The organism is Streptomyces sp. NPDC101393 (genome assembly GCF_044767385.1).
GTDB lineage: Bacteria > Actinomycetota > Actinomycetes > Streptomycetales > Streptomycetaceae > Streptomyces.
This window is the reverse complement of record NZ_JBIWNU010000007.1, coordinates 404822-431402: the sequence shown is the minus strand read 5'-3', so window position 1 is coordinate 431402 and position 26581 is coordinate 404822. Positions and strand designations below refer to the sequence as shown.

At 70.9% G+C, this 26581-nt stretch carries 24 protein-coding genes; 3 read left to right on the top strand and 21 right to left on the bottom strand.

Annotated features, from left to right (window positions below; translation table 11 throughout):
* Positions 1–74 precede the first annotated feature (74 nt).
* The 6 genes from carB to pyrR form a co-directional block, all read right to left on the bottom strand.
* Complete coding sequence (carB, locus tag ACIRQ7_RS24245) at positions 75–3386, bottom strand: carbamoyl-phosphate synthase large subunit (RefSeq protein ID WP_404264858.1); 3312 nt, start codon at positions 3384–3386, stop codon at positions 75–77.
* Positions 3379–4521 carry a glutamine-hydrolyzing carbamoyl-phosphate synthase small subunit gene (gene carA / locus ACIRQ7_RS24240; protein WP_404264857.1) on the bottom strand — a complete coding sequence of 381 codons (1143 nt, stop codon included), beginning with the start codon at positions 4519–4521 and terminating at the stop codon, positions 3379–3381. Before carA ends, carB begins: the two co-directional genes overlap by 8 nt.
* Entirely contained in the window at positions 4518–5117 is a 600-nt protein-coding gene (locus ACIRQ7_RS24235) for a hypothetical protein (protein WP_404264959.1), read from the bottom strand. The genes carA and ACIRQ7_RS24235 overlap by 4 nt, the downstream gene beginning before the upstream one ends.
* Before the next feature lie 11 nt (positions 5118–5128).
* The gene (locus tag ACIRQ7_RS24230; protein ID WP_404264856.1) at positions 5129–6415 is read right to left on the bottom strand and encodes a dihydroorotase; all 1287 of its coding nucleotides are present in this window, start codon (positions 6413–6415) and stop codon (positions 5129–5131) included.
* Between the two features lie 2 nt (positions 6416–6417).
* The gene (locus ACIRQ7_RS24225) at positions 6418–7410 is read right to left on the bottom strand and encodes an aspartate carbamoyltransferase catalytic subunit (RefSeq protein WP_401475082.1); all 993 of its coding nucleotides are present in this window, start codon (positions 7408–7410) and stop codon (positions 6418–6420) included.
* Between the two features lie 92 nt (positions 7411–7502).
* Positions 7503–8093, bottom strand: coding sequence for a bifunctional pyr operon transcriptional regulator/uracil phosphoribosyltransferase PyrR (gene pyrR / locus ACIRQ7_RS24220; RefSeq protein WP_401475079.1), 591 nt, complete (start codon positions 8091–8093; stop codon positions 7503–7505).
* Between the two features lie 365 nt (positions 8094–8458).
* Between pyrR and bldD the strand changes: the two genes are divergently transcribed.
* On the top strand, positions 8459–8959 hold the full coding sequence (bldD, locus tag ACIRQ7_RS24215; RefSeq protein WP_030278578.1) for a transcriptional regulator BldD: 501 nt from the start codon (positions 8459–8461) through the stop codon (positions 8957–8959).
* Between the two features lie 207 nt (positions 8960–9166).
* Here bldD and nusB read toward each other — a convergent pair whose 3' ends face one another.
* The 14 genes from nusB to ACIRQ7_RS24145 form a co-directional block, all read right to left on the bottom strand.
* Complete coding sequence (nusB, locus tag ACIRQ7_RS24210) at positions 9167–9604, bottom strand: transcription antitermination factor NusB (RefSeq protein WP_401475075.1); 438 nt, start codon at positions 9602–9604, stop codon at positions 9167–9169.
* 2 nt (positions 9605–9606) lie between these two features.
* On the bottom strand, positions 9607–10173 hold the full coding sequence (gene efp / locus ACIRQ7_RS24205) for an elongation factor P (protein ID WP_401475072.1): 567 nt from the start codon (positions 10171–10173) through the stop codon (positions 9607–9609).
* Between the two features lie 66 nt (positions 10174–10239).
* Positions 10240–11346 (bottom strand): aminopeptidase P family protein, encoded by a 1107-nt coding sequence (locus tag ACIRQ7_RS24200; protein WP_404264855.1) that lies wholly within the window; start codon positions 11344–11346, stop codon positions 10240–10242.
* A gap of 92 nt (positions 11347–11438) precedes the next feature.
* On the bottom strand, positions 11439–12371 hold the full coding sequence (locus ACIRQ7_RS24195) for a Pro-rich N-terminal domain-containing protein (protein WP_401475066.1): 933 nt from the start codon (positions 12369–12371) through the stop codon (positions 11439–11441).
* A 202-nt stretch (positions 12372–12573) separates the two neighbouring features.
* Positions 12574–13041: a type II 3-dehydroquinate dehydratase gene (aroQ, locus tag ACIRQ7_RS24190; protein WP_404264854.1), complete on the bottom strand. Its 468-nt coding sequence runs from the start codon at positions 13039–13041 to the stop codon at positions 12574–12576.
* Positions 13038–14129 carry a 3-dehydroquinate synthase gene (aroB, locus tag ACIRQ7_RS24185; protein ID WP_401475060.1) on the bottom strand — a complete coding sequence of 364 codons (1092 nt, stop codon included), beginning with the start codon at positions 14127–14129 and terminating at the stop codon, positions 13038–13040. The genes aroQ and aroB overlap by 4 nt, the downstream gene beginning before the upstream one ends.
* Positions 14126–14683 carry a shikimate kinase gene (locus ACIRQ7_RS24180; protein ID WP_404264853.1) on the bottom strand — a complete coding sequence of 186 codons (558 nt, stop codon included), beginning with the start codon at positions 14681–14683 and terminating at the stop codon, positions 14126–14128. The genes aroB and ACIRQ7_RS24180 overlap by 4 nt, the downstream gene beginning before the upstream one ends.
* Positions 14680–15864 carry a chorismate synthase gene (gene aroC / locus ACIRQ7_RS24175; RefSeq protein WP_404264852.1) on the bottom strand — a complete coding sequence of 395 codons (1185 nt, stop codon included), beginning with the start codon at positions 15862–15864 and terminating at the stop codon, positions 14680–14682. The genes ACIRQ7_RS24180 and aroC overlap by 4 nt, the downstream gene beginning before the upstream one ends.
* A 118-nt stretch (positions 15865–15982) precedes the next feature.
* Positions 15983–16810 (bottom strand): shikimate dehydrogenase, encoded by an 828-nt coding sequence (locus ACIRQ7_RS24170; protein WP_404264851.1) that lies wholly within the window; start codon positions 16808–16810, stop codon positions 15983–15985.
* Positions 16807–18456 (bottom strand): endolytic transglycosylase MltG, encoded by a 1650-nt coding sequence (gene mltG, locus ACIRQ7_RS24165; RefSeq protein WP_404264850.1) that lies wholly within the window; start codon positions 18454–18456, stop codon positions 16807–16809. The genes ACIRQ7_RS24170 and mltG overlap by 4 nt, the downstream gene beginning before the upstream one ends.
* A 128-nt stretch (positions 18457–18584) precedes the next feature.
* Complete coding sequence (ruvX, locus tag ACIRQ7_RS24160; protein WP_401475627.1) at positions 18585–19049, bottom strand: Holliday junction resolvase RuvX; 465 nt, start codon at positions 19047–19049, stop codon at positions 18585–18587.
* Between the two features lie 13 nt (positions 19050–19062).
* Positions 19063–21732: an alanine--tRNA ligase gene (alaS, locus tag ACIRQ7_RS24155; RefSeq protein ID WP_404264849.1), complete on the bottom strand. Its 2670-nt coding sequence runs from the start codon at positions 21730–21732 to the stop codon at positions 19063–19065.
* Positions 21732–22079: a DUF6167 family protein gene (locus ACIRQ7_RS24150; protein ID WP_404264848.1), complete on the bottom strand. Its 348-nt coding sequence runs from the start codon at positions 22077–22079 to the stop codon at positions 21732–21734. Before ACIRQ7_RS24150 ends, alaS begins: the two co-directional genes overlap by 1 nt.
* Before the next feature lie 8 nt (positions 22080–22087).
* Complete coding sequence (locus tag ACIRQ7_RS24145) at positions 22088–22534, bottom strand: DUF948 domain-containing protein (protein ID WP_401475041.1); 447 nt, start codon at positions 22532–22534, stop codon at positions 22088–22090.
* Between the two features lie 205 nt (positions 22535–22739).
* Between ACIRQ7_RS24145 and ACIRQ7_RS24140 the strand changes: the two genes are divergently transcribed.
* Complete coding sequence (locus tag ACIRQ7_RS24140; protein ID WP_404264847.1) at positions 22740–24917, top strand: ATP-binding protein; 2178 nt, start codon at positions 22740–22742, stop codon at positions 24915–24917.
* A gap of 30 nt (positions 24918–24947) precedes the next feature.
* On the opposite strand, the gene rpsD is transcribed toward ACIRQ7_RS24140, so the two are convergent.
* On the bottom strand, positions 24948–25559 hold the full coding sequence (gene rpsD / locus ACIRQ7_RS24135) for a 30S ribosomal protein S4 (protein WP_401475035.1): 612 nt from the start codon (positions 25557–25559) through the stop codon (positions 24948–24950).
* A 182-nt stretch (positions 25560–25741) separates the two neighbouring features.
* Here rpsD and ACIRQ7_RS24130 point away from each other — a divergent pair, with 182 nt between their 5' ends.
* Positions 25742–26494, top strand: a complete 753-nt coding sequence (locus tag ACIRQ7_RS24130; RefSeq protein ID WP_404264846.1) for a DUF2470 domain-containing protein — start codon at positions 25742–25744, stop codon at positions 26492–26494.
* Positions 26495–26581: the final 87 nt, after the last annotated feature.

Below are 26581 nucleotides of genomic sequence, written 5' to 3'. Positions count from 1 at the left end.
GGTGGGCCTTCCGCGGGCGGGGATGGTGGGCTCATGAAGAGGGGGACACCGCCTCGGTGTCCCCCTCGTGCGCCCTACTCCTCGCGGGCGGCGGTGAGATGTCGTGCGTGTTCCTGGAGGGACCGCACACCCACGTCCCCGCGGGACATCGCCTCGATGCCCTGGACGGCGGCGGCGAGCGCCTGGACCGTGGTCAGGCAGGGGATGCCGCGGGCGACGGACGCGGTACGGATGTCGTACCCGTCGAGGCGGCCGCCGGTGCCGTAGGGGGTGTTGACGATCAGGTCGACCTGGCCGTCGTGGATGAGCTGGACGATGGTCTTCTCGCCGTTCGGGCCCTCGCCCTCGGACTGCTTGCGGACCACGGTGGCGTTGATGCCGTTGCGGCGCAGGACCTCGGCGGTGCCGGAGGTGGCGAGCAGTTCGAAGCCGTGCGCGACGAGTTCCCGGGCCGGGAAGATCATCGAGCGCTTGTCGCGGTTGGCGACGGAGACGAACGCGCGGCCCTTGGTGGGCAGCGCGCCGTACGCGGCGGACTGCGACTTGGCGTAGGCGGTGCCGAAGACCGAGTCGATGCCCATGACCTCGCCGGTGGAGCGCATCTCCGGGCCGAGGATGGTGTCCACACCGCGGCCCGAGGCGTCCCGGAAGCGCGACCAGGGCATCACGGCCTCCTTGACGGAGATCGGCGCGTCCAGCGGCAGCGTGCCGCCGTCGCCGGCCTTGGGCAGCATGCCCTCGGCGCGCAGCTCGGCGACGGTGGCGCCGAGCGAGATGCGGGCGGCGGCCTTGGCCAGCGGCACCGCGGTCGCCTTCGAGGTGAAGGGGACCGTACGGGAGGCGCGGGGGTTGGCCTCCAGGACGTAGAGGATGTCCCCGGCCATCGCGAACTGGATGTTGATCAGGCCGCGGACGCCGACGCCCTTGGCGATGGCTTCCGTCGAGGCGCGCAGCCGCTTGATGTCGAAGCCGCCCAGGGTGATGGGGGGCAGAGCGCAGGCGGAGTCGCCGGAGTGGATGCCGGCTTCCTCGATGTGCTCCATGACGCCGCCGAGGTAGAGCTCGGTGCCGTCGTAGAGGGCGTCGACGTCGATCTCGATGGCGTCGTCGAGGAAACGGTCGATGAGGACCGGGTGCCGGTCGATGAGACCGGCGTGGCGCAGCAGGTACTCGCCGAGCGACGGCTCGTCGTAGACGATCTCCATACCGCGGCCGCCCAGGACGTACGAGGGGCGGACCATGACCGGGTAGCCGATCTCGGTGGCGATCTTCTTCGCGTCCTCGTAGGAGAAGGCGGTGCCGTACTTCGGGGCGGGCAGCCCGGCCTCGGTGAGCACCCGGCCGAAGGCGCCGCGCTCCTCGGCGAGGTCGATGGCCTCGGGCGAGGTGCCGACGATCGGCACGCCGTTGTCCTTGAGGGCCTGCGCCAGGCCCAGCGGGGTCTGGCCGCCGAGCTGGACGATGACACCGGCGACCGGGCCGGCCAGGGTCTCGGCGTGCACGATCTCCAGGACGTCCTCCAGGGTGAGCGGCTCGAAGTAGAGCCGGTCGGAGGTGTCGTAGTCGGTGGAGACGGTCTCCGGGTTGCAGTTGACCATCACGGTCTCGTAGCCGGCGTCGCTGAGCGCGAAGGAGGCGTGGACGCAGGAGTAGTCGAACTCGATGCCCTGGCCGATGCGGTTGGGGCCGGAGCCGAGGATGATCACGGCGGGCTTCTCGCGGGGCGCGACCTCGCTCTCCTCGTCGTACGAGGAGTAGAAGTACGGCGTCCGCGCGGCGAACTCGGCGGCGCAGGTGTCGACGGTCTTGTAGACCGGGCGGACGCCGAGGGCGTGCCGCACCTCGCGGACGACGTCCTCGCGCAGCCCGCGGATCGCGGCGATCTGCGCGTCGGAGAAGCCGTGCCGCTTTGCGTCCGCAAGGATCTCCGGGTGGAGCTTCTCGGCGTCCGCGATCTCGTCCGCGATCTCCTTGACCAGGAAGAGCTGGTCGACGAACCACGGGTCGATCTTCGTGTGGTCGAAGACCTCCGCCGGGGTGGCGCCGGCCCGGATCGCCTGCATGACGGTGTTGATCCGGCCGTCGGTGGGAACCCGGGCGGACTCCAGGAGGGCGGTCCTGTCGCCGGGCTCGCCGACGAAGTCGAACTGGCTGCCCTTCTTCTCCAGCGAGCGCAGCGCCTTGTTGAGCGCCTCGGGGAAGTTGCGGCCGATGGCCATCGCCTCGCCGACCGACTTCATGGTCGTGGTGAGCGTGGCGTCGGCGGCCGGGAACTTCTCGAATGCGAAGCGGGGCACCTTGACGACGACATAGTCGAGGGTCGGCTCGAAGGACGCCGGGGTCTTCTCGGTGATGTCGTTGGGGATCTCATCGAGCGTGTAGCCCACCGCGAGCCGGGCCGCGATCTTGGCGATCGGGAAGCCGGTCGCCTTGGAGGCGAGCGCGGAGGAGCGCGAGACACGGGGGTTCATCTCGATGACGATGATCCGGCCGTCGTCGGGGTTGACCGCGAACTGGATGTTGCAGCCACCGGTGTCGACGCCGACCTCGCGGATGATCGCGATACCGACGTCCCGCAGGGTCTGGTACTCGCGGTCGGTCAGCGTCATCGCCGGGGCGACGGTGATCGAGTCGCCGGTGTGCACGCCCATCGGGTCGAAGTTCTCGATGGAGCAGACGACCACGACGTTGTCGTGCTTGTCGCGCATCAGCTCCAGCTCGTACTCCTTCCAGCCGAGGATGGACTCCTCCAGGAGCACCTCGGTGGTCGGGGAGAGGGTGAGGCCCTGGCCGGCGATGCGGCGCAGCTCCTCCTCGTCGTGCGCGAAGCCGGAGCCGGCGCCGCCCATGGTGAAGGAGGGGCGGACGACGACGGGGTAGCCGCCGAGGGTGTCGACACCCTGGAGGACGTCGTCCATGGAGTGGCAGATCACCGAGCGGGCGGACTCGCCGTGCCCGATCTTGGCGTGCACGGCCTCGACGACGCCCTTGAACAGGTCGCGGTCCTCGCCCTTGTTGATCGCCTCGACGTTGGCGCCGATGAGCTCGACGCCGTACTTGTCGAGCACGCCCTGCTCGTGCATGGAGATCGCGGTGTTCAGCGCGGTCTGGCCGCCCAGGGTGGGCAGCAGCGCGTCGGGGCGCTCCTTGGCGATGATCTTCTCGACGAACTCGGGGGTGATCGGCTCGACGTAGGTGGCGTCGGCGATCTCCGGGTCGGTCATGATCGTGGCCGGGTTGGAGTTGACCAGGATGACGCGCAGGCCCTCGGCCTTGAGGACGCGGCAGGCCTGGGTGCCGGAGTAGTCGAACTCGGCGGCCTGGCCGATGACGATCGGGCCGGAGCCGATGACCAGGACGGACTGGATATCGGTGCGCTTAGGCACGCTGGCCCTCCATGAGAGAGACGAAGCGGTCGAACAGGTAGGCCGCGTCGTGCGGCCCCGCTGCGGCTTCGGGGTGGTACTGGACGCTGAAAGCCGGCTGGTCGAGGAGGTGCAGCCCCTCAACGACGTTGTCGTTGAGGCAGACGTGCGAGACCTCGGCGCGGCCGAAGGGGGTGTCGGAGACGGCGTCGAGCGGGGCGTCGACGGCGAATCCGTGGTTGTGCGCGGTGACCTCGACCTTGCCGGTCGTACGGTCCTGCACCGGCTGGTTGATGCCGCGGTGGCCGTACTTGAGCTTGAAGGTGCCGAAGCCCAGCGCGCGGCCCAGGATCTGGTTGCCGAAGCAGATGCCGAACAGCGGCGTCTTCCGCTCCAGCACACCCTGCATCACGGACACCGGGTGATCGGCGGTCGCCGGGTCGCCGGGGCCGTTGGAGAAGAACACGCCGTCGGGCTCCACGGCGTAGATGTCCTCGACGGTGGCGGTCGCGGGCAGCACGTGCACCTCGATGCCGCGCTCGGCCATGCGGTGCGGGGTCATGCCCTTGATGCCCAGGTCGACGGCGGCGACCGTGAACCTCTTCGTGCCGATGGCGGGCACGACGTAGGACTCCTTGGTGGCGACCTGTGCCGAGAGGTCGGCGCCCTCCATCTCGGGGGCCTGGCGCACCTTGGCGAGCATCATGCCCTCGTCGGGCAGCGCGTCCCCGGAGAAGATGCCGACCCGCATCGCACCGCGCTCGCGCAGGTGGCGGGTGAGTGCGCGGGTGTCGACGCCGCTGATGCCGACGATGCCCTGGGCGACCAGCTCGTCGTCCAGCGAGCGCACCGAGCGCCAGTTGGACGGGATCCGGGCGGGGTCACGGACGACGTAGCCGGCGACCCAGATCTTCGCGGACTCGTTGTCCTCGTCGTTCACACCGGTGTTGCCGATGTGCGGGGCGGTCATGACGACGACCTGGCGGTGGTAGGACGGGTCGGTCAGGGTCTCCTGGTAGCCGGTCATGCCGGTGGAGAACACCGCCTCGCCGAAGGTCTCCCCCACGGCCCCGTAGGCGCGGCCGCGGAAGCTGCGGCCGTCCTCCAGGACGAGTACGGCGGGAACCTTCTCAGTTCCCCTGGTGGAGGTCGTCATCGTGCGCCTTCCGTTTCGATGTGCTCGGTGGTGCTGGTGGTGTCTTCGGTGGTGCCGGGGGCGGCGGCCGCACTGCGGGCGTTGACCGCGCGGACCCACGCCGGGTGCTCGGCCGCCCGGTCGGAGCGGAAGCCGGAGTCGATCTCCTTGCCGCCGTGCGCCCAGGTCACGATGAGCAGTCCGCCCTCGGGCAGGACCTTGCCGGCGATGCCCTTGTCGAGCCGGGCGCCGCGCAGCGCGGCGGCGGGCACGAAGAAGTCCCGCGCGCCCGGCCGCACGACGTCCAGGCCCTGGTCGGTCAGGGTCAGCCCGACGCGGCTGCGGGTGCCGAGACCGTGGGCGACGATGCGGTCGAGCCACTCTCCGGCGGTGGTCGAACCGTGGTAGCGGCCGCTCAGGGTCAGCTGCGGCTCACCGGCGTCGGCGGGCGTGGCGGGCAGCTCGGGCAGATCGCCCTGGAGCGTGCCGCGCCATTTCCAGCCCTCGCGCATCAGCCAGTAGAGGAGCGCGACGAAGAGCAGCAGGCCGACGACCCAGCCGATCCGTGCGGCCCAGTCGGTGACCTCGGCGGACTTCTGCGCCGCGGCCAGTTGCATAAGAGGAGGAGTCACGCCAGCTTCCCGTCGACGACCGTTGCGCGGCCCCGCAGGAAGGTGTGGGTGACGCGTCCCGGCAGCTCACGGCCCTCGTAGGGGGTGTTGCGGCTGCGGGAGGCGAAGCCCGCGGGGTCCACCTCTCCACGGTAAGCGGAATCGAGCAGTGTGAGGTTGGCAGGTTCACCGGCCGAGACGGGGCGGCCGTGGCCCTCAAGGCGGCCGATGACGGCCGGGCGGAAGGACATCCGGTCGGCGACGCCGGCCCAGTCCAGGAGTCCGCTGTCGACCATCGTGTGCTGGACGACGGACAGCGCCGTCTCCAGGCCGACCATGCCCATGGCCGCGGCACCCCACTCGCAGTCCTTGTCCTCGTGCGGGTGCGGGGCGTGGTCGGTGGCGACGCAGTCGATGGTGCCGTCGGCGAGCGCCTCGCGCAGCGCCATGACGTCGGCCTCGGTGCGCAGCGGCGGGTTCACCTTGTAGACCGGGTTGTAGGAGCGTACGAGCTCGTCGGTGAGCAGGAGGTGGTGCGGGGTGACCTCGGCGGTGACGTCCCAGCCCTTGGACTTGGCCCAGCGCACCAGCTCGACGGAGCCGGCGGTGGAGAGGTGGCAGATGTGCACCCGGGAGCCGACGTGCGCGGCGAGCAGCACATCGCGGGCGATGATCGACTCCTCGGCCACCGCGGGCCAGCCGCCCAGACCGAGTTCCGCGGAGACGATGCCCTCGTTCATCTGGGCGCCTTCGGTGAGCCGGGGCTCCTGGGCGTGCTGGGCGACGACGCCGTCGAAGGCCTTCACGTACTCCAGGGCGCGCCGCATGATGACGGCGTCGTCGACGCACTTGCCGTCGTCGGAGAAGACCCGGACGCCGGCCGCGGAGTCGTGCATGGCGCCGAGCTCGGCGAGCTTCTTGCCCTCCAGGCCCACCGTTACCGCACCGACCGGCTGGACGTCGCAGTAGCCGGACTCCTTGCCCAGGCGCCAGACCTGCTCGACGACGCCCGCGGTGTCGGCGACGGGGAAGGTGTTGGCCATCGCGTGCACGGCGGTGAAGCCGCCGACGGCCGCGGCCTTGGTGCCGGTCAGTACCGTCTCGGAGTCCTCGCGGCCCGGCTCCCGCAGGTGGGTGTGCAGGTCGACGAGGCCCGGCAGCAGGATCTTCCCGTCGGCCTCGATCACCCGGGCGCCCTCGGCGCTCAGCCCGCTGCCGACCTCGGCGATGGTCTCGCCGTCGATGAGGACGTCCTGCGGCTCGCCACCGAGGATCTTCGCCCCGCGAATAAGGATCTTGCTCATGGTTACTTGCTCTCCTCGGTGCGGGGGCTGGTGCCGGTGCCGGCGGTGATGGCGGGCTCGTTGCCGCCCAGAAGCAGATAGAGGACCGCCATACGGATGCTGACACCGTTGGTGACCTGTTCGACGGCGGTGCAGCGCGGCGAGTCGGCGACCTCGGCGGTGATCTCCATGCCGCGGTTCATCGGGCCGGGGTGCATCACGATGGCGTGCTCGGGCATCCGCGCCATCCGGTCGCCGTCCAGGCCGTAGCGCCGCGCGTACTCCCGCTCGGTGGGGAAGAACGCCGCGTTCATCCGCTCGCGCTGCACCCGCAGCATCATCACGGCGTCCGACCCTGCCACCACGGAGTCCAGGTCGTAGCTGACCTCGCAGGGCCACTGCTCCACGCCGATCGGGACCAGGGTCGGCGGCGCGACCAGGGTGACCTGGGCCCCGAGGGTGGTCAGCAGATGGACGTTGGAGCGGGCGACACGGCTGTGCAGGATGTCGCCGACGATGGTGATCCGGCGGCCGGCGAGGTCCTTGCCCGCGGCGTCGGCCCCGACGAGGCGCCGGCGCATCGTGAAGGCGTCCAGCAGGGCCTGGGTGGGGTGTTCGTGGGTGCCGTCACCGGCATTGACCACGGAGCCGCCGATCCAGCCGGAGGTCGCCAGGCGGTGCGGGGCGCCGGAGTCGCCGTGCCGGATGACGACGGCATCCGCGCCCATCGCCTCCAGCGTCAGGGCGGTGTCCTTGAGCGACTCGCCCTTGGAGACCGACGAGCCCTTGGCGGAGAAGTTGATGACGTCCGCCGAGAGCCGCTTGGCTGCGGCCTCGAAGGAGATGCGGGTACGGGTCGAGTCCTCGAAGAAAAGGTTGACGACGGTGCGTCCGCGCAGGGTGGGAAGTTTCTTGATCGGCCGGTCCGCGACCCGGGCCATCTCCTCGGCGGTGTCGAGGATCAGGACGGCGTCGTCGCGGGTGAGATCGGCGGCCGAGATGAGGTGACGCTTCATCCGGTTTCTCCGTGTGTGAGGGAGGGGTACGGGAATGTCCGTCGAGCAGGCAGGGGTACGGGCCCGGGATCACCGGGTCCGTACGCGGTGCGCTAGCGCTCGCCGGCCGGGCCGGTCCCACTGACACCGAGCAGCACGGCGTCCCGGCCGTCCTCCTCGGTGAGCTGGACCTTGACCGTCTCCCGCAGCGACGTGGGGAGGTTCTTGCCTACGTAATCGGCGCGGATCGGCAGCTCGCGGTGACCGCGGTCGACGAGGACCGCCAACTGCACGGCGCGCGGCCGTCCGATGTCGCCCAGCGCGTCCAGGGCGGCGCGGATCGTGCGCCCGGAGAAGAGGACGTCGTCCACGAGGAGGACGACGCGTCCCTCGATGCCGTCGGCGGGGATCTCCGTACGGGCGAGCGTACGGGCGGGGCCCAGCCGCAGGTCGTCGCGGTACATCGTGATGTCGAGCGAGCCGACCGGAATGCTGCGGCCGGTGATGTCCTCAAGCTTGGCGGCCAGCCGCCGGGCGAGGAACACGCCGCGGGTGGGGATTCCCAGCAGCACCACGTCGTCGGCGCCCTTGGCGCGTTCGACGATCTCGTGGGCGATGCGGGTGAGCATCCGCGCGATGTCCGGGCCTTCGAGCACCGGGCGTGCGGGGAGCTGGGATCGTGCGTCGGAACTGCTTGCGTCCATATGAAACGGACCTCCTTCTCCGCCTCACGGGACGGACCTTAAAGGACGTCGAAATTACGGTGCTCAGATTAGCAGGGGGCGCCCCGGCACCCGCAGGGGGGTGACGGCGGAGCCGGCGGCCCGGGGCGGCCGGCGCGGCGTCGCGTCGCCGCACTGGCGGTATGCGGATGATCGGACAATGGTGCGTGGCCTTGGGCCAGACGCCGCAAGCCGCACGGGCCCTTCATGAGCCCCCCGTGGCCCCTGTGACGGGCTCGGGTCTGACTCATTCGGCTTGACGAAGCCAAATTACGCTGCGTAACCTCACAGTGAGTTACCAGCCGCGCGGCGTAGCCGCATATCGATTCAGGTGTCTGGGGAGCTTTATGTCCAGCGAATACGCCAAACAGCTCGGGGCCAAGCTCCGTGCGATCCGCACCCAGCAGGGCCTCTCGCTCCACGGCGTCGAGGAGAAGTCCCAGGGCCGCTGGAAGGCCGTGGTGGTCGGCTCGTACGAGCGCGGCGACCGAGCCGTGACCGTGCAGCGCCTCGCCGAACTGGCGGACTTCTACGGTGTGCCGGTGCAGGAGCTGCTGCCGGGTACGACACCCGGCGGAGCTGCCGAGCCGCCGCCGAAGCTGGTGCTGGACCTGGAGCGCCTCGCCCACGTCCCGCAGGAGAAGGCCGGACCGCTGCAGCGCTACGCCGCCACGATCCAGAGCCAGCGCGGCGACTACAACGGCAAGGTCCTCTCGATCCGTCAGGACGACCTGCGCACCCTCGCGGTCATCTACGACCAGTCGCCCTCGGTGCTGACCGAGCAGCTGATCAGCTGGGGCGTGCTGGACGCCGACGCCCGCCGCGCCGTGGCGCACGACGACCTCTGACACCCCGGCTTCACCTGCAGAAACGTACCGCCGCCCCGGCCACCGGGGCGGCGGTTGTCGTCTGTCCGGGCCCGACCGGCCCGCAGGGCGGTACCCACGGGGCGCCCGGGGCGGCCGTGCCGAGGCCCGTACGCCGCTGGGCGGACAGGCGAAGGGCCCGGAGTATCCAGCTTCACCCCGGGCCCGTTCACCTACTGCACCGTCCGCCTACTGCGTCTCCTCACGCCGCAGGCCCGGCTTCAGCTCCTTGAAACGGCCGAGCAGGCCGTTGACGAAGGCCGGGGAGTCATCCGTGGAGAACTCCTTGGCGAGCTGCACCGCTTCGTCGATCGCCACGGCGTCCGGGGTCTCGTCGACCCAGATCAGCTCATAGGCACCGAGCCGGACGATGGCACGGTCGGCGACCGGCATCCGGTCCAGGTCCCAGTCGACGGCGTACGTCCAGATCAGCTCGTCGATGTGGCGGGTGTGGTCCGCGTACCCCTCGACCAACTGCAAGGTGTACTCGTTCACCGGCGGCTGCCGGGGGTCGGTCCGGGCGTGCCGCATCCAGTCCGCGAGCACGGACTGCACGTCGACCCCGCGCTGGTCGGCCTCGAAGAGGATCTGGAAGGCGCGCTTACGGGCCTTGTTGCGGGCAGCCACGGTTAGCTGTTCACCCGGCCGAGGTAGTCGCCCGAACGGGTATCGACCTTGATCTTTTCACCGGTGGTGATGAAGAGCGGCACCTGGATGTCGTAACCGGTCTCCAGGGTGGCGGGCTTGGAGCCGCCGGTGGAGCGGTCGCCCTGGACGCCCGGGTCGGTGTGCTGGATGACCAGCTCGACGGCGGCGGGCAGCTCGACGTAGAGGACCTCGCCCTCGTGCTGCGCCACGACGGCCTCGAAGCCCTCGAGGAGGAAGTTCGCGGCGTCGCCGACAGCCTTGCGGTCGACGTGCAGCTGGTCATACGTGTCCATGTCCATGAAGACGAAGTAGTCGCCGTCCATGTAGGAGAACTGCATGCTGCGCTTGTCGACGGTGGCCGTCTCGACCTTCACGCCGGCGTTGAAGGTCTTGTCGACCACCTTGCCGGAGAGCACATTCTTCAGCTTGGTGCGGACGAAGGCCGGGCCCTTACCGGGCTTGACATGCTGGAACTCGACGACGGACCAGAGCTGGCCCCCTTCGAGCTTGAGCACCAGGCCGTTCTTGAGGTCGTTCGTGGAAGCCACGGTTGCGGAATCTCCTGGACTGCAGGTGGTGGGTACCCCGAAGCCGCCCGCCGCAAGCCGTCAAGCTCACAGCGCGAGCAGCTCCTTGGTCGTGATCGTGAGTAGCTCGGGCCCGCCGTCCGCCTCGGGACGGACGACGAGTGTGTCGTCGATGCGGACACCTCCGCGGCCCGGGAGGTGAACCCCCGGTTCGACGGTGACCGGCACGCAAGCGTCCAGTTTACCCATGGCCGCAGGTGACAATTGAGGGTCCTCGTCGATTTCGAGCCCGACACCGTGCCCGGTCCACGGTCCGAGCCGCTCGCCGTGCCCCGCCGCGTCCAGTACGTGACGGGTCACACGGTCCACTTCGCGGTATTCCACACCGGGTGCGAGTGCCTCCCGGCCTGCCCGCTGGGCTGCGAAAACAAGGTCGTAGAGCTCGATCTGCCAGTCCGCGGGCGTGGTGCCGATGACGAAGGTCCGGCCGATCTCGCAACGATATCCGCGGTAGTTCGCCCCCAGGGAGACGCTCAGGAAGTCACCCTCCTCCACCCGGCGGTCCGTGGGCAGATGCCCCAAGCGCCCGGAATTGAGCCCGGAGGCCACGGAGGTGGGGAAGGCCGGGCCGTCGGCGCCGTGATCGACGAGGCGGCGCTCCAGTTCGAGGGCGAGATGACGTTCGGTGCGCCCCACGAGGATGGACTCCAGGAGTTCACCGAGCGCCTGGTCGGTGATCTCGGCGGCGATCCGCAGCGAGGCGATCTCGTCGTCGTCCTTGATCAGCCGCTGCGCCTCGACCGCGCACGCCAGGTCGGCCAGCCGCATCCGGGGCACGACCTGGGCGAGCGCCCGGTGCCGGGTGACGGTGAGATGGTGCTCCTCGACGGCCAGGGTGTCGGCGCCGGCCTTCTCGGCGAGGTCGGCGCCGGCCACGACCGGGTCACCCGCGCGGGTGGGCAGCACCAGCAGCCGTACGCCCTCGGCGGGGCGGCCCTCGGACGGGTCGCCGCTCAGCGGCCGGGTGCAGAGCAGCACGTCATGGACGGGCCCCAGCAGCAGGGCGGCGCCGGGTGGCGCACAGCCGGTGAGGTAGCGGACGTTGGCAGGGCGCGATACCAGGGCGGAGGCGCTTCCCGCCCCGGCTACGCGGTCGCGCAACCGCGTGCGTCGAACCGCGTACAACTCGGACATATCACGAGCCTACGGCCGGAACGGTGCGGCGGCCGTTCGAGAGCGGCCGCCCGGAGTACGCAGCCGCGCCCGGCGGCCAACGCCCCTGCCCGCTACCAGCTGGGCGGGCTGGCGATGCTGCGGGCGACGACGTCGTCCAGCACCCGCACCGTCGTCGCGACGTCGTGCGAGGAGTTGTCGATGATCGGCAGCCCCGAGCCGTACCAGCCGGCCATCCGGCCGTGGATGCGGGCGACCTCTTCGTCGGAGAGCCGGCGGTTGCCGCTGCGCCGGGCGTTGCGCTCCAGGACGATCTCCAGGCCCGGCAGCAGCACGACGGGCAGCAGGCCGGGGCCCACATGCCGCTTCCAGCCGCCGAGGCCGACGACCGGGCGGTCGGGGAAGACGGCGTCGTCGAGGATGCAGGAGATGCCGTTGGCGAGGAAGTTGCGGGCGGCGAAGCCGCAGGTGCGGCGGGCGAGGCGGTACTGCGCCTCGGAGTGGTCGTTCCAGCCCGTCTGCGGGTCGGCGAATCCGGAACGGACCCATTCGCGCACGTCGTCGAGGCTGATGTGCGCGGTCGGCACCCGCCGGGTGTCGGCCCAGTGCCGGGCGACGCTGGTCTTGCCGGCACCGGCCGGGCCGATGAGCAGCACCGCGACGGCGGCATGCGCGGCGTCGGGGGCCGCGGTGTCCGTCGGCGGGCTGGGCAGCGGCACCGGGGCGCCCGGGGGCAGCTGGATGTGGCCGGTGATGTCGGTGCTCTGTGGGGTGGGCGGGGCCTGCTGCGGTGCCGGTCCGCTCCAGCCGGGGCCGGGCGCGGGCGCGCCGTGGGACGGGGCGGGCGGCGGGGGCACCGGGGGTGCCTGGGCCGGCGGGGCGGCGGGAGCCGGGGGCTGCGCAGGGGACGGGGGTGAGGCGGGAGGTAGGGGCCGGCCCTGGTCGGGGGTCCAGCTCATGGCGGCGCCGGGCCCCGGGGCGTGGCCCGGCAGGTCAGGCTCCGGCCGGCGGGGCGGAGGCAGCGGAGCCCCCACTGCGTACTGCATCCGGTGGCTCTCCGTCTCGTGCGGTCGACATGGTGCGCTGCGGCGCCGGGCTGTGCCGTGCGGGTCGTGACCGGCGGCGGCCGGCGGCGCGGGTGGAACTGCTGCGAACGGTACTCTGCCCGCTGATGCCCCGTCGGATCCCCACCCCCGGCGCTCGGTTGCTGAACGGCCGGGGGCTGCGGGGAGTGCCCGGATCGGCGCGTCAGGCGGTGAGCTCCTCGGCCAGCGCGCGCAGCGCGAGGCGGTACGAGCCGATACCGAAGCCGGCGACCGTACCGCTGGCGACGGCCGCGATCACCGAATTGTGCCGGAATTCCTCGCGCGCGTACGGGTTAGAGATGTGCACCTCGATGAGCGGGGCGGTGCGCTGGGCCGCCGCGTCCCGCATTCCGTACGAATAGTGCGTGAAGGCACCGGGGTTGATGACGACCGGGATCGATCCGTCGGCGGCCTCGTGCAGCCAGCGGATCATCTCGCCCTCGTCGTTGGTCTCCCGGACCTCGGCCGCGAAGCCCAGCTCCTTGCCGAGCCGGGTGCACTCGTCGACGAGTCCGGCGTACGACGTGGCGCCGTAGACATCGGGCTCGCGGGAGCCCAGCCGGCCGAGATTGGGACCGTTCAGCACCAGGACCCGGCGAGGCGTGCCGGGCGCCTGCGGGGCGTCGCTCATGCCGCGATCTCCGCGTGTGCGGCGAGCAGCATCGCCGGGTCCGGGCCCTCCAGGACCGTCGGCTTGGCGAGGCCGTCGAGGACGATGAAGCGCAGCCGGTCGCCGCGGGTCTTCTTGTCGACCTTCATGGTCTCCAGCAGCTTGGGCCACTGGTCGCCGCGGTAGGTGAGCGGCAGCCCGACGGACTCCAGGACGGCGCGGTGCCGGTCGGCGGTGGCGTCGTCCAGGCGGCCGGCGATCCGGCCGAGTTCGGCGGCGAAGACCATGCCGACGGAGACGGCGGCGCCGTGCCGCCAGTTGTAGCGCTCGTTCTTCTCGATGGCGTGCGCCAGGGTGTGGCCGTAGTTGAGGATCTCCCGCAGACCGGATTCCTTGAGGTCGGCGGAGACCACCTCGGCCTTGACCCGGATCGCCCGCTCGATCAGCTCGGCGGTGTGCACGCCGTCCGGGCGCTTGGCCGCCTCGGGGTCGGACTCGATCAGGTCGAGGATCGCCGGGTCGGCGATGAACCCGGCCTTGATGACCTCGGCCAGGCCGGAGACGTAGTCGTGGACGGACAGCGAGTCCAGCGCCGCCAGGTCGCAGAGGACCCCGGCCGGCGGGTGGAACGCGCCGACGAGGTTCTTGCCCTCGGCGGTGTTGATGCCGGTCTTGCCGCCCACGGCCGCGTCGACCATGCCCAGCACCGTGGTGGGCACCGCGATCCAGCGCACCCCGCGCAGCCAGGTCGCAGCGACGAAACCGGCCAGGTCGGTGGTGGCGCCGCCGCCGACGCCGACGATCACATCGCCGCGCGTGAAGCCGGTCTGGCCGAGCGCCTTCCAGCAGTACGCCGCGACCTCGACGGTCTTGGACTCCTCGGCGTTCGGCAGCTGGACGGCGACCGCTTCGTAGCCCTGGGCGGCGAGATCCTCGCGCAGCGCCTCACCCGTGGCGGCCAGCGCCTCCGGGTGCAGCACGGCGACGCGCTGGGCGTTCTCCCCGATCAGCGCCGGGAGTTCGCCGAGCAGCTGCCGTCCGACGAGCACCTCGTACGGGTCGGTACCGGCCGTGCCGCCGACCTGGATACGGGTGGCCTGCTCCGTCATGCCTGTTCCTCCCTGTGGGCGGCCCGCGGGGCGTCGCCCGCCGCCTGCCCTGGCTTCAAAGCGTCCACGATCGCGTCGACGACCTCGTCCGGGGTGCGCTCCCCGGTGGCGATCACGGCACGCGAGACCTCGGTGTACAGCGGGCGGCGGTGCTCCATCAGCTCCCGCCAGCGCTTGCGCGGGTTGACGGCGAGCAGCGGGCGGGGCGCGTCGAGGCCCACCCGCTTGATGGCGTCGGCGAGTTGGACGTCCAGGAAGACGACCGGCAGCCCCGTCAGCAGCGCGCGGGTGCCGGCGTCCAGGATCGCGCCGCCGCCGAGCGACAGCACGCCGTCGTGGCTCTCCAGCGCGGCGCGTACGGCCTCCCGCTCGATCTCGCGGAAGTAGGGCTCGCCGTCGTCGACGAAGATCTCCGCGATCGGCCTGCCGGCCGCGGCGACGATATCGGCGTCGGTGTCGCGGTAGACGACACCGAGCCGCTTGGCCAGCAGCTCGCCCACCGTCGACTTGCCCGCGCCGGGCGGGCCGATGAGTACGGCGACCGGCGACGTCACTTGATCGCCAGGTTCTCGAGGAAGCTGCGGACGTTGCGGCGGGTCTCCGGCACGCTGTCGCCGCCGAACTTCTCCACCACCGCGTCGGCCAGCACCAGCGCGACCATCGCCTCGGCCACGATCCCGGCGGCCGGCACCGCGCAGACGTCCGAGCGCTGGTGATGCGCCTTGGTCGCCTCGCCCGTGCTCACGTCCACGGTGGCCAGCGCCCGCGGCACCGTCGCGATCGGCTTCATCGCGGCGCGTACGCGCAGCAGTTCGCCGGTCGTCAGGCCGCCCTCGGTGCCGCCGGAGCGACCGGACGTGCGCTTGATGCCGTCCTCGGTCGCGACGATCTCGTCATGGGCCTTCGAGCCCGGCACCCGCGCCAGATCGAACCCGTCACCGACCTCGACGCCCTTGATGGCCTGGATCCCCATCAGGGCGGCGGCCAGCCGGGCATCCAGACGGCGGTCCCAGTGGACGTGCGACCCCAGACCCACCGGCACTCCGTAGGCCAGCACCTCGACCACGCCACCGAGCGTGTCGCCGTCCTTGTGTGCCTGGTCGATCTCCGCGACCATCGCCTTGCTCGCGTCCGCGTCCAGGCAGCGCACCGGGTCCGCATCCAGCTTCTCGACGTCCGAGGGCTCGGGAACGACGCCGTAGGGCGCCTTCGCCGCCGCCAGCTCCACCACGTGCGAGACGATCTCGATACCGGCCGCCTCCTTGAGGAAGGACCGGGCCACCGCGCCCAGCGCCACCCGGGCCGCCGTCTCGCGGGCGGAGGCACGCTCCAGAATCGGCCGCGCCTCGTCGAAGCCGTACTTCTGCATACCGGCCAGGTCGGCGTGCCCGGGGCGCGGGCGGGTCAGCGGCGCGTTACGCGCCAGCGCCGCCAGCTCCGCCGCATCCACCGGATCGGCCGCCATGACCTGCTCCCACTTGGGCCACTCGGTGTTGCCGACCATCACGGCGACGGGCGAGCCCAGCGACAGACCGTGCCGGACACCGCCCAGGAACGTGATCTCGTCCTGCTCGAACTTCATCCGGGCACCGCGGCCGTAGCCGAGCCGGCGCCGGGCCAGCGCGTCCGCCACCAACTCCGTGGTGATCGGGACGCCGGCCGGAAGGCCTTCCAGTGTCGCCACGAGTGCGGGGCCGTGCGACTCCCCCGCCGTCAGCCAGCGCAACCTGCTCAACGGTGCTCCTCATGTACTGCTCATCCGCGTACGGTCTCCCCCCGATCCTCCCACGTCGCGCCGGACGGGCGGCGCCCAGTCCACGGACCGGGCGCCCGCGCGGGCGGCAGGCACAGGATCAGCGCGCGGCGAGCGCCGCCTCGCCGGCCTTGCGCATCGCGGCCAGCGGCGCCGGGGCGCTGCCGGTCATCTGTTCCACCTGGAGCACCGCCTGGTGCACCAGCAGGTCGAGGCCGCCGACGACCCCGCCGCCGTGCGTCGCCCAGGCCGTGGCCAGCGTCGTCGGCCAGGGCTCGTAGAGGACGTCGAAGAGCGTGCCGGGCCGCTCGGGGACGGCTGCGGCGAGCGCGTCGGTGGAGCCCGCCGGAGTCGTGGCGATGACCAGCGGCGCGTCGAGGCCTTCGGCGGCGTCCTCCCAGGAGGCCGTCCGCACCGTGACGCCGAGCCGCTCGCCCCAGCCGCGCATCTCCTCGGCACGGGCCGCACTGCGGACGTAGGCGGTCACCTCGCCGGTGCAGATCCGGGCGAGCGCGGCGAGCGCGGAGGACGCGGTGGCGCCCGCGCCCAGCACCGATGCCCGCTCGACGTGCTCCACACCGCGCTCGTGCAGGGCGGCCAGCATGCCGGGGATGTCGGTGTTGTCGCCTCGGACACGGCCGTCGTCGCCGAACACAACGGTGTTCACCGCCTCGACGGAGGCCGCGGTGTCACTGATCTCGTCGAGCAGCGGGATCACGGCACGCTTGAGCGGCATGGTCAGCGACAGTCCGGCCCAGTCCGGGCCGAGCTCGGCGACGAAGCCGGGCAGCGCCGCCTCGTCGATGTCGAAGCGGTCGTACGTCCAACCGCTCAGGCCCAGTTCCTCATAGGCCGCGCGGTGCAGCACCGGGGAAAGCGAATGGGCAATCGGGGAACCGAGAACCGCGGCTCGGCGTACGGCACTCACTGCTTTTCCTTCTCACGTTCTTTCTCGTAGAGGCGACGGTTGCGCTCGTGCTCTTCGTTCGTCACCGCGAAGAGCGTCTTCTCCGGGTTGATCGAAACGAAGTAGTACCAGTCGCCCTTCGCGGGCTTGATGGCGGATTTGAGCGCCACCTCGCCCGGGTTTCCGATCGGCCCCGGAGGGAGACCTTTGAATTTGTAGGTGTTGTACGGATCGTTGAAATTCCGCAGATCGTCGACGGTCCCGGTGTCCAGGGTGCTCTTCGATCTCGCGTAGTTCACAGTCGAGTCGAAGTCGAGCAGCCCGTAGGTCTCGGTGTTGTTCGGCTTCAGACGGTTGTAGACAACGGTCGCGACCTTCTCGAAGTCGTGCTTGTACTTGCCTTCGGCCTGCGTGAGGCTGGCGACGGTGAGCAGCTGCATCGGCGATTCGAGGTGGAGCTTCCTGGCGTTGCCCTCCAGGTCGTACTTCTTGTACTGCTGGGTGGCCAGTCGCACCATCTGCTTCAGGACGTCCGCGGGCTTCGCGTGGTCGCCGACGCTGTATGTCGACGGATAGAGGAAGCCCTCCAGCGGGTCCTTGACCTTCGACGATTCGTCGGCCCAGGACGGCAGCCCGAGGTGTGCGGCCTGGCTCTTGGCCACGTTCTTGGTGGTGCCCTTGCCGAGGTCCAGCTTTTTGTCGATCAGCTGGTAGACATCGCCCGAGCGCAGTCCCTCGCGGATCGTCAGGCCGTTGCGGCTCTTGGGATCCAGCATCAGGTCGATCGCCGAGGCCGCCGACATCTTTTCGCGCAGCGAATAGGTACCGGGCGGCAGGCTCTTGGCCCTCTTGTTCTCGTCGGCCGCACCGGTGAACGCATCGGCACTCTTGACGACGCCCTCGCGTTTCAGGATCAGGCCCATTTCCCCGAGCGACGAATCGGCCGGGATCTCGATCTGCACGGAACCCGACCCCTCCCCCTCGTAATCGGGGGCCGAGCCGAAGTGGCTCAGGTAGAAGTCGTACCCGAAGTAGCCGACGGTGCCCACGACACCGGCGAACACCGCGGAAATGACCAGGCAGGCCATGCCGCTGCGGCGCTTGGGCTTCCTGCCGCGGCGCTCGCGGCCGGCCCGGCGCTGCTCGCGCGGCTCGGGGTCGGGGCGGTCGTCGCCGGCGTCGTCGGAGCCGCCCGCGAAGAACGCGTGCTCCGGCTCCGGCTCCGGCTCGGCCCGCCAGTCGTCGCGGAGGCCGTCGTCGTACTGCGGCTCGGCCTGCTGCGCGTACTGCTGGTGCTGCTGCTGGAACTGTTGTTGCTGCTGCTGCGCGTACTGCTGTTGCTGCTGCGCCTGCTGCTGGCGCAGATGCTGGGGCTGCGGAGGCGGGTAGGCGTCCTGCGTGCCGTAGTAGTCGGGGCTCGCCCCGCTGTACGGATCGACCGGCGGCTGCTGGCCGTAGGGATCGTACGGGTCGTACGGCGACTGCCCGCCCTGCGAGCCGTCCCAGCCCCCGTTGTATTGCTGCTGGGGATAGGGACCGGACTGCTGCCCGTCCCAATGCGGCTGCTGCGGCTGCTGCGCCTGGCCTCCGTAGGAACCCTGCTCTCCGTAGAGCGGGTCCTCCGGATGCCACGGTTCGGAGCCGTAGCCCCGGCCATACTCGGTCATCGATCCCCTAGAGCCGAGAGGCGGTGCGCTCCTGACGGGGCGCGCATCCGCAGTACCGATCCGCCTCTTCTTGCACGCGCGACTGTTCGAACCGCCGCCGCATCGCGCGGAACGTTACCGTACCGCGATCAGATGACCACTTCGACGCTCTCGCCGGGGGGCTCCCCGGAGACCCGTTCAGTCTCCAGCGCGCTCTGCAGGATGACCACCGCGGCGGCCTGGTCGACCACCGAGCGGCCCTTCTTGCTGCGGACGCCGGAGGCTCGCAGCCCCTGGGTCGCGGTGACCGTCGACATCCGCTCGTCGACCAGCCGGACTCCGACGGGCGCGACGTTGCGGGCCATCTCCTGGGCGAACGCCCGGACCTTGGCCGCGGCCGGCCCCTCTCCCCCGTTGAGGGAGCGGGGCAGGCCGACCACGATCTCCAGCGGCTCGTACTCGTCGACGATCGCCTTGAGCCGCCGGTGCGCTGAGGGGACGTCACGTCCCGGCACGGTCTCGACGGGGGTGGCGAGGACCCCGTCGGGGTCGCACGAAGCGACCCCGATACGGGCGTCCCCGACATCCACGGCGATGCGCCGTCCGCGTCGCATGTCGCTCACGCGATCAGGCCGACTCGGCGACGAGCCGCTCGACGGCCTCGATGGCCTCGGGCACGGCCGCGGCGTTCTGCCCGCCGCCCTGGGCGACGTCCGGCTTGCCGCCGCCGCCTCCGCCGAGCGTCTTGGCGGCCGTACGGACCAGGTCGCCGGCCTTGATGCCGCGCTCGCGGGCGGCGTCGTTGGTGGCGATGACCGTCACCGGGCGGCCGTTGGCCACGGTGAACAGGGCCACCACCGCGGCGCGGTCACCCGGAATCCGACCGCGCACGTCCAGCACCAGCTTGCGCAGGTCGTCGGCGGAGGTGCCGTCGGGGACCTGCCCGGCGGCCAGCGCCACACCGCGTACGTCCTTGGCACCGGAGGCCAGCCCGGCGGCGGCCTGCAGCACCTTCTCGGCGCGGAACTTCTCGATCTCCTTCTCGGCGTCCTTCAGCTTGGCCAGGACACCGGAGATCTTCTCGGGCAGCTCGTCCGGGCGCCCCTTGACCAGCTCGGTGAGCTGCGAGACGACGGTGTGCTCGCGGGCCAGGAACTTGTAGGCGTCCACGCCCACCAGCGCCTCGACCCGGCGGACACCGGAGCCGATGGACGACTCGCCGAGCAGCTTCACCAGGCCCAGCTGGGCGGTGTTGTGGACGTGGGTGCCGCCGCACAGCTCCTTGGAGAAGTCGCCGATGGTGACCACACGGACCCGGTCGCCGTACTTCTCACCGAACTCGGCGATGGCGCCCTGCTTCTTGGCGTCATCCATGCTCATGACCTCGGCGTGCACGTCGAGCTCGCGCGAGAGCACCTCGTTGATCTTCTGCTCGACGTCGGTGAGGACCCCGCCGGGCACGGCGGCCGGCGAGCCGAAGTCGAAGCGGAAGCGGCCCGGGGAGTTCTCCGAACCTGCCTGGGCGGCCGTCGGGCCGAGGGCGTCGCGCAGCGCCTGGTGGGTGAGGTGGGTGGCGCTGTGGGCGCGGGCGATGGCCCGCCGGCGGGTGATGTCGATGGCGGCGTAAGCGGCCGAGCCGAGCACCACCTCGCCGACCTGGACGACGCCCTTGTGCACCGTCACGCCGGGCACCGGCTGCTGGACGTCGCGGACCTCGACGACGGCGCCGGAGCTCAGCTTGATCCGGCCGGTGTCGGCGAGCTGGCCGCCACCCTCGGCGTAGAAGGGGGTGCGGTCCAGCACGACCTCGACCTCGTCGCCCTCGTGGGCGGCGGGGGCCGGAGCGCCGTTGACGAGCAGACCGACGATGCTGGTCTCGCCCTCGGTGGAGCTGTAGCCGGTGAACTCGGTGGCGCCGGAGGTGTCGGCGACCTCGCGGTAGGCGGAGAGGTCGGCGTGCCCGTGCTTCTTGGACTGGGCGTCGGCCTTGGCGCGCTCCCGCTGCTCCTTCATCAGGCGGCGGAAACCGTCCTCGTCCACCGACAGGCCCTGCTCGGCGGCCATTTCGAGGGTGAGGTCGATCGGGAAGCCCCAGGTGTCGTGGAGCAGGAACGCCTTGTCACCGGCGAGCACCTTGCCGCCGGAGGCCTTGGTGTCGGTGACGGCGGTGTCGAGGATGTTCGTACCGGCCTTCAGCGTCTTGACGAAGGCGGCCTCCTCGGCGAGGGCGACGGTCTCGATGCGCCGGCGGTCCTCCAGCAGCTCCGGGTACTGCTGGCCCATCGTCTTGATGACGACGTCCAGCAGCTCGCCGACGACCAGGCCGGAGGCGCCGAGCAGCCGCATGTTGCGGATGGCGCGGCGCATGATGCGGCGCAGGACGTAGCCGCGGCCCTCGTTGCCGGGGGTGACGCCGTCGCCGATGAGCATCGTGGAGGTGCGGATGTGGTCGGCGACCACGCGCAGCGAGACATCGGAGTCGTCCGAGGCGCCGTAGCGGACGCCGGAGAGCTCGGTGGCCTTGTCGATGACGACACGCAGGGTGTCGGTCTCGTACATGTTGGGGACGTCCTGCAGGATCATCGCCAGGCGCTCCAGGCCGAGACCGGTGTCGATGTTCTGGCTGGGCAGGTCCCCGAGGATCTCGAAGTCCTCCTTGCCCGTGCCGGCACCCCGCTCGTACTGCATGAAGACGAGGTTCCAGATCTCCACGTACCGCTCGTCGTTGACGGCCGGGCCGCCCTCGACGCCGAAGGCCGGACCGCGGTCGTAGTTGATCTCGGAGCACGGGCCGCACGGGCCCGGAACGCCCATGGACCAGTAGTTCTCCTTCTTGCCCAGCCGCTGGATCCGCTCGGCCGGCACGCCGACGACCTCGCGCCAGATGCGCTCGGCCTCGTCGTCGTCGAGGTAGACGGTGATCCAGAGCTTCTCCGGGTCGAGCCCGAAGCTGCCGTCGGCCTGCGAGCCGGTCAGCAGCTCCCAGGCGAACTTGATGGCGCCTTCCTTGAAGTAGTCGCCGAAGGAGAAGTTGCCGCACATCTGGAAGAACGTGCCGTGCCGGGTCGTCTTGCCGACCTCTTCGATGTCCGGCGTCCGCACGCACTTCTGCACGCTGGTGGCGCGCGCGGCGGGCGGCTTCACCTCGCCGAGGAAGTACGGCTTGAAGGGGACCATGCCCGCGTTGACGAGCAACAGGGTCGGGTCGTCCGCGATGAGCGACGCCGACGGCACGACGGTGTGCCCACGCTCTTCGAAGAAGCGCAGCCAGCGGCGGCGGATTTCAGCCGACTCCATCAGTGGTCCTCATTTCCAGTCGGTCCGGTCAGCCGGGCCTGTCCGGTTGTTCTCGTGTGTCGGTACTGCGGTTCGAGCACCGTGCGGGAGCGCGGTGCGGGCAGCTCGCGGACGTCGCCGGTCTCGCCGAGACCCAGCGCGTCGTGCAGCTGTTCCTCACGGTCCGCCATTCCCGTGCGTACGTCCAATGCAAATTGGCGCAGCCGGTGGCCGGATTCGACGGCCTTGTCCACGGCCTGCGCCGCGAGGCTGTCGGGCTGCAGCTTGCGCAGCTTGCGGTTGACCTTGGTGGTGGCCCACACGCCGGCGGCGGCGCCGGTGGTGAACCAGAATGCGCGGCGGAACATCGCTGTGATCAGTCCTTGGAGCGACGGGTTCGGCGCCCGCCGCGGCGGGCGCCGGGCAGGGTTCGGCCGACGACGACGGTGCGCTTCGTGCCGGCGGCAGAGGCTTCTTCGCCCTTCTTGCCGATCGCGCGGCGCACGCCGTAGCCGAACGCCGCGACCTTGACCAGCGGTCCCCCGAAGGCGGAGGAGACGGTCGAGGAGAGCGCGGAGGCGTTGGCGGTGACCTCCTGGACGTCGGCGGCGATGGCGTCGACGCGGGCCAGTTGGCTGTGTGCGGAGCGGACGGTCGCGGACGCGTCGGCGAGCAACGGGACGGCCTGGTCGGACACCTCGGCCACCATCTTCGTGGTCGCCTTGAGCGTCTGCGCGAGTCTCACCAGCACGAGGGCGAGGAAGGACACGAGGATCGCCCAGAAGACGGCCACGAGAATCCCGGCCACCTCTCCACCGGACACGTTGGCACCACTCTCCGACTGGGTTGGTCTGGGATCGGCCCGCTCGGCTGTCCCGCTCGAACGGCAACCTTGACCTTATCGCGCCGTGACTGTCCGTCCGCACCCCCGTTCCCCGTGCCGCCGGGGGGCGCACGAAGGGTCAGGGGGGAGCAATCCGAAAGAGCGATTGTACGGTCCGCACACCTCCGAGTACGCTCCGTGTCCCATGCGACGCTACGCGCGGGCCGATCCCGCTCCCGTACGTCTGCGGGCACCGGGAAATCTGCCCGCGGAACTCACCCGGTTCATCGGCCGCGACGACGAACTGGCCGCGCTGGCCCGGCGACTGGAAGCCGACCGTCTCGTGACGCTCACCGGCCTCGGCGGCGTCGGAAAGTCCCGGCTCGCCGTGCATGGCGCGGCGATCTTGCAGGATCGCTTCTGCGACGGGGTGTGGCTGGTCGAACTGTCCGCCCTGCGCGAGCCCGGCGTCCTGGTGCACGCCGTCGTCGAGGCACTCGCTCCGGTGGACCACACCAGCCGGCCGCCCCTCGACGCACTGTGCGACCACCTCGCCGACCGCGAGCTGCTGCTCGTCCTGGACGGCTACGAGCATCTGGTCGACGCCTGCGCCGAGCTGACCGCCAAGCTGCTGCGCCGCGCCCCCGGGCTGCGGGTGCTGGCCGCGGGCCGCAGACCGCTCAAAATCCCCGGCGAGCAGAATCTCCCGCTGGCACCGATGAACGACGGCGACGCGGCCGCCCTCTTCGAGGACCGCGCCGCCTCGGTCGTGCCCGGCTTCACCGTCGGACCGGCCGACGAGGCGGCCGTCGCCGAGCTCTGCCGGCGCCTCGACGGCATCCCGCTCGCCCTGGAGCTGGCCGCCGGCCGGCTGCGCGCGCTCTCCGTCGACCAGGTGCTGGACCGGCTCGGCGACCGCTTCCGGCTGCTGACCGGCGCCGCCCGCGGTGCGCTGCCCCGCCACCAGACGCTGCGTACGGCGATCGGCTGGAGCCATGAGCTGTGCACGTCCGCGGAACGGCTGCTGTGGGCGCGGCTCTCCGTCTTCGCCGGGCAGTTCGACCTGGAGGCCGCCGAGTACGTCTGCTCGGGGCCCGATCTTCCCGTCGATGAACTGCTCGACGTCATCGACGAGTTGGTTGCCCAGTCGGTGCTCGTACGGGAGGAGACCGCGGCCGGGGTGCGCTACCGGATGCTGGACACCGTGCGGGCGTACGCCGCGGACTGGCTGGCGGCGACCCGGGATGGCGAGCGGCTGCGGCGCCGCCATCGCGACTGGTTCCTGGGCCTCGCCACCTGGTGCGAGATGGACTGGTTCAGCCCCCGGCAGGCCGAGATCGCCGCCCGTATCGACGCCGAACTCCCCAATCTGCGGGTCGCGCTGGAGCAGTGCCTGGACAGCGGGCACGACGCGCACCTCGGCCAGTATCTGGCGGGTTCGCTGTGGTTCTACTGGGTGGGCTGCGGCCGGCTGGCGGAGGGCCGGCACTGGCTGGACCGGGCGCTGGAGCTGGACGGCGGCCACGACGACGCCCGGCTGAAGGCCCTGTGGGTGGTCGGCTACGTCGCGGTCCTCCAGGGTGACACCGTCGGCGCGCTGCGGGCCCTGGAGGAGTGCCGCGACGAGGCCGAGCGCACGGACAACCCCACGGCGACGGCGTACGCGCTGCACCGCACCGGCTGTCTGGCGCTGGTCTGCGACGACATGCCGCGCGCCGAGGCGCTGCTGCGCGACGCCCTGGCCCGCTACCGCGAGATCGGCGAGCTCAACAGCAATGTGCTGATGGGTCAGGTCGAGCTGGCGATGGCGGTGGCGTTCCGGGGGGATCTGGAGGCGGCCGTGGCGCTGTGCGAGGACGTCCGGGAGGTGTGCGAGGAGCACGGTGAGCGCTGGACGCTGGCGTACGCGCTGTACGTGCTGGCGTACGCCGCCTGGACCCGCGGCGAGAGCGACCGGGCCCGCGCACTTCTGGAGCAGTGCCTGTCCATCGACCACACCTTCCACGATCTGCTGGGTGCGGTGCTGGCCATCGAGCTGCTGGCGCTGGTGACGCTCGACTCCGGGGACGCACAGGAGGCGGCGGTGCTGCAGGGTGCCGCGGGGGGCATCTGGCCGTCCGTGGGGCTGCCGCTGTTCGGCTCGCGGCACTTCAACCAGCCGCACGCACTGTGCGCGGACCGGGCGCGCGAGCTGCTGGGCGCGGAGCACTACGCGCACTGCCTGCACGCGGGTGCTGCCCTCGGCCTGGACGCCGCGGTGGCCCGGATCCTCGGACGGACCGGCGGGGTGCCGGGCCCGCGCCGCAGGATGCGGATCTCGTCACCGGGAACGAACGAACCCGCCGCCTCCCCCACCGCGAGCGGCGGGGAGACGGCGGGCTGAATGCCGTTCGGCTGAGCGGCTACGCCTGATTTATCGGGCGTAGTACTCGACGACGAGCTGCTCGTCGCAGATCACCGGGATCTCCTTGCGGTTCGGGTCCCGGTCGAGCCGGAACGCCAGAGCCGGAAGGTTGACCTCGAGGTAGCGCGGGGTCTCACCGTCGGTGTCGTAGCCACCCTCACGGGCGACCTGGAAGGGGTGCTTCTCGCGGCTGCGCTCGCGGACCACCACGACGTCGCCGGGGCGGACGCGGAAGGACGGCTTGTCGACCTTGCGGTCGTTGACCGCGATGTGGCCGTGGACGACCATCTGGCGAGCCTGGTAGATGGTGCGGGCGATGCCCGACCGCAGGACGAGCGCGTCCAGACGGCGCTCAAGCTCGATGATCAGCGCTTCGCCGGTCTTGCCTTCGACCTTCCGAGCGCGGTCGTAGGCACGCGCCATCTGGCGCTCGCTGATGTCGTACTGCGCACGCAGACGCTGCTTTTCGAGCAGACGGACCTTGTAGTCCGAGTTCTGCTTGCGGCCACGGCCGTGCTCGCCGGGCGGGTAGGGACGGGCCTCGAAGTACTTGACGGCCTTCGGCGTCAGGGCAATGCCCAGAGCGCGCGACTTCTTGACCTTGGGACGCGACTGGTTCACGTGGAACGGACCTCCATGTAAGTTAGGTGAGGCTTACCTTACCGCGAGGAGTACGCATGTTTCGACCTGGGATCCCCCTGCCCGGTGCACAAAACACCGAGGCGGGTCAGCCGCGTCCCGTGGAAAACGCCCAGCAGCCTTCGGCCGCCGAGCGCGTACGAACCCTCGTCGAAGCCAATGGTATGGCGTCTCTCAGTATCCCCGGAATCGAGGACCCCGACGAAACCGGACTCTCGGCTCCGGTCTGCCGGACCGTGACGCCCGAAGGAGACGTGCTACTGCTGGTTCCTGGCGATTCTGCGGCCGCACGAGCGGCCGCACACGCACAGGACGACGACCTCACCGCCGTGATGGAAATCACTGATGTCGCGCCGGTTTCCGTGCCGCATCGGATCCGCGGACGCGCCTGGGTGGCCGGCTGGCTGACTCCCGTACGCAATGACCAGCGCGCACAGGCGGCGATGCTGCTCGCCGAGCGGCACCCCGTCGGCGAGCTGCTCGGCATCGGCGAGGCGCTGCATCCCGAGCCGGCACCGGGACTGAACGGGCGGGCCGCCTGGATGATGCTGCGCCTGGAGGTCGGGGAGGGTGCGGTGGACGATCTGTGGGGCGCCGAGCCCGTCGAACCGGACGAGTTCGCCGCCGCCTCCCCCGACCCCCTGGTGGCCCACGAGGCGGAACTGCTGCAGCATCTGCACAGCGCGCACGGCGATCAGGTGCGCGGGCTGTGTGCGCTGCTGGGCGATCGATCGCAGGTCTGCGGGCTGCGCGACCGGGCCACTCCGGTCGGCCTGGACCGCTTCGGACTCCGCGTCCGCTTCACCGACACCGAGCAGCGGTCCTTCGACGCCCGCTTCGACTTCCCGGAGCCGGTGCGGGACGTGGCCGAGCTGCGGCGGGCGATGCACACGCTCTTCGAGGCCGCGGCGGAATGACCCGGACGAGCGATACGCAGGGCCCGCGGGGTGACGCCCGGGGTTGACCCCGGGCGGATCCGCGGCAGCTGCCGCCCGCCCCTCGGC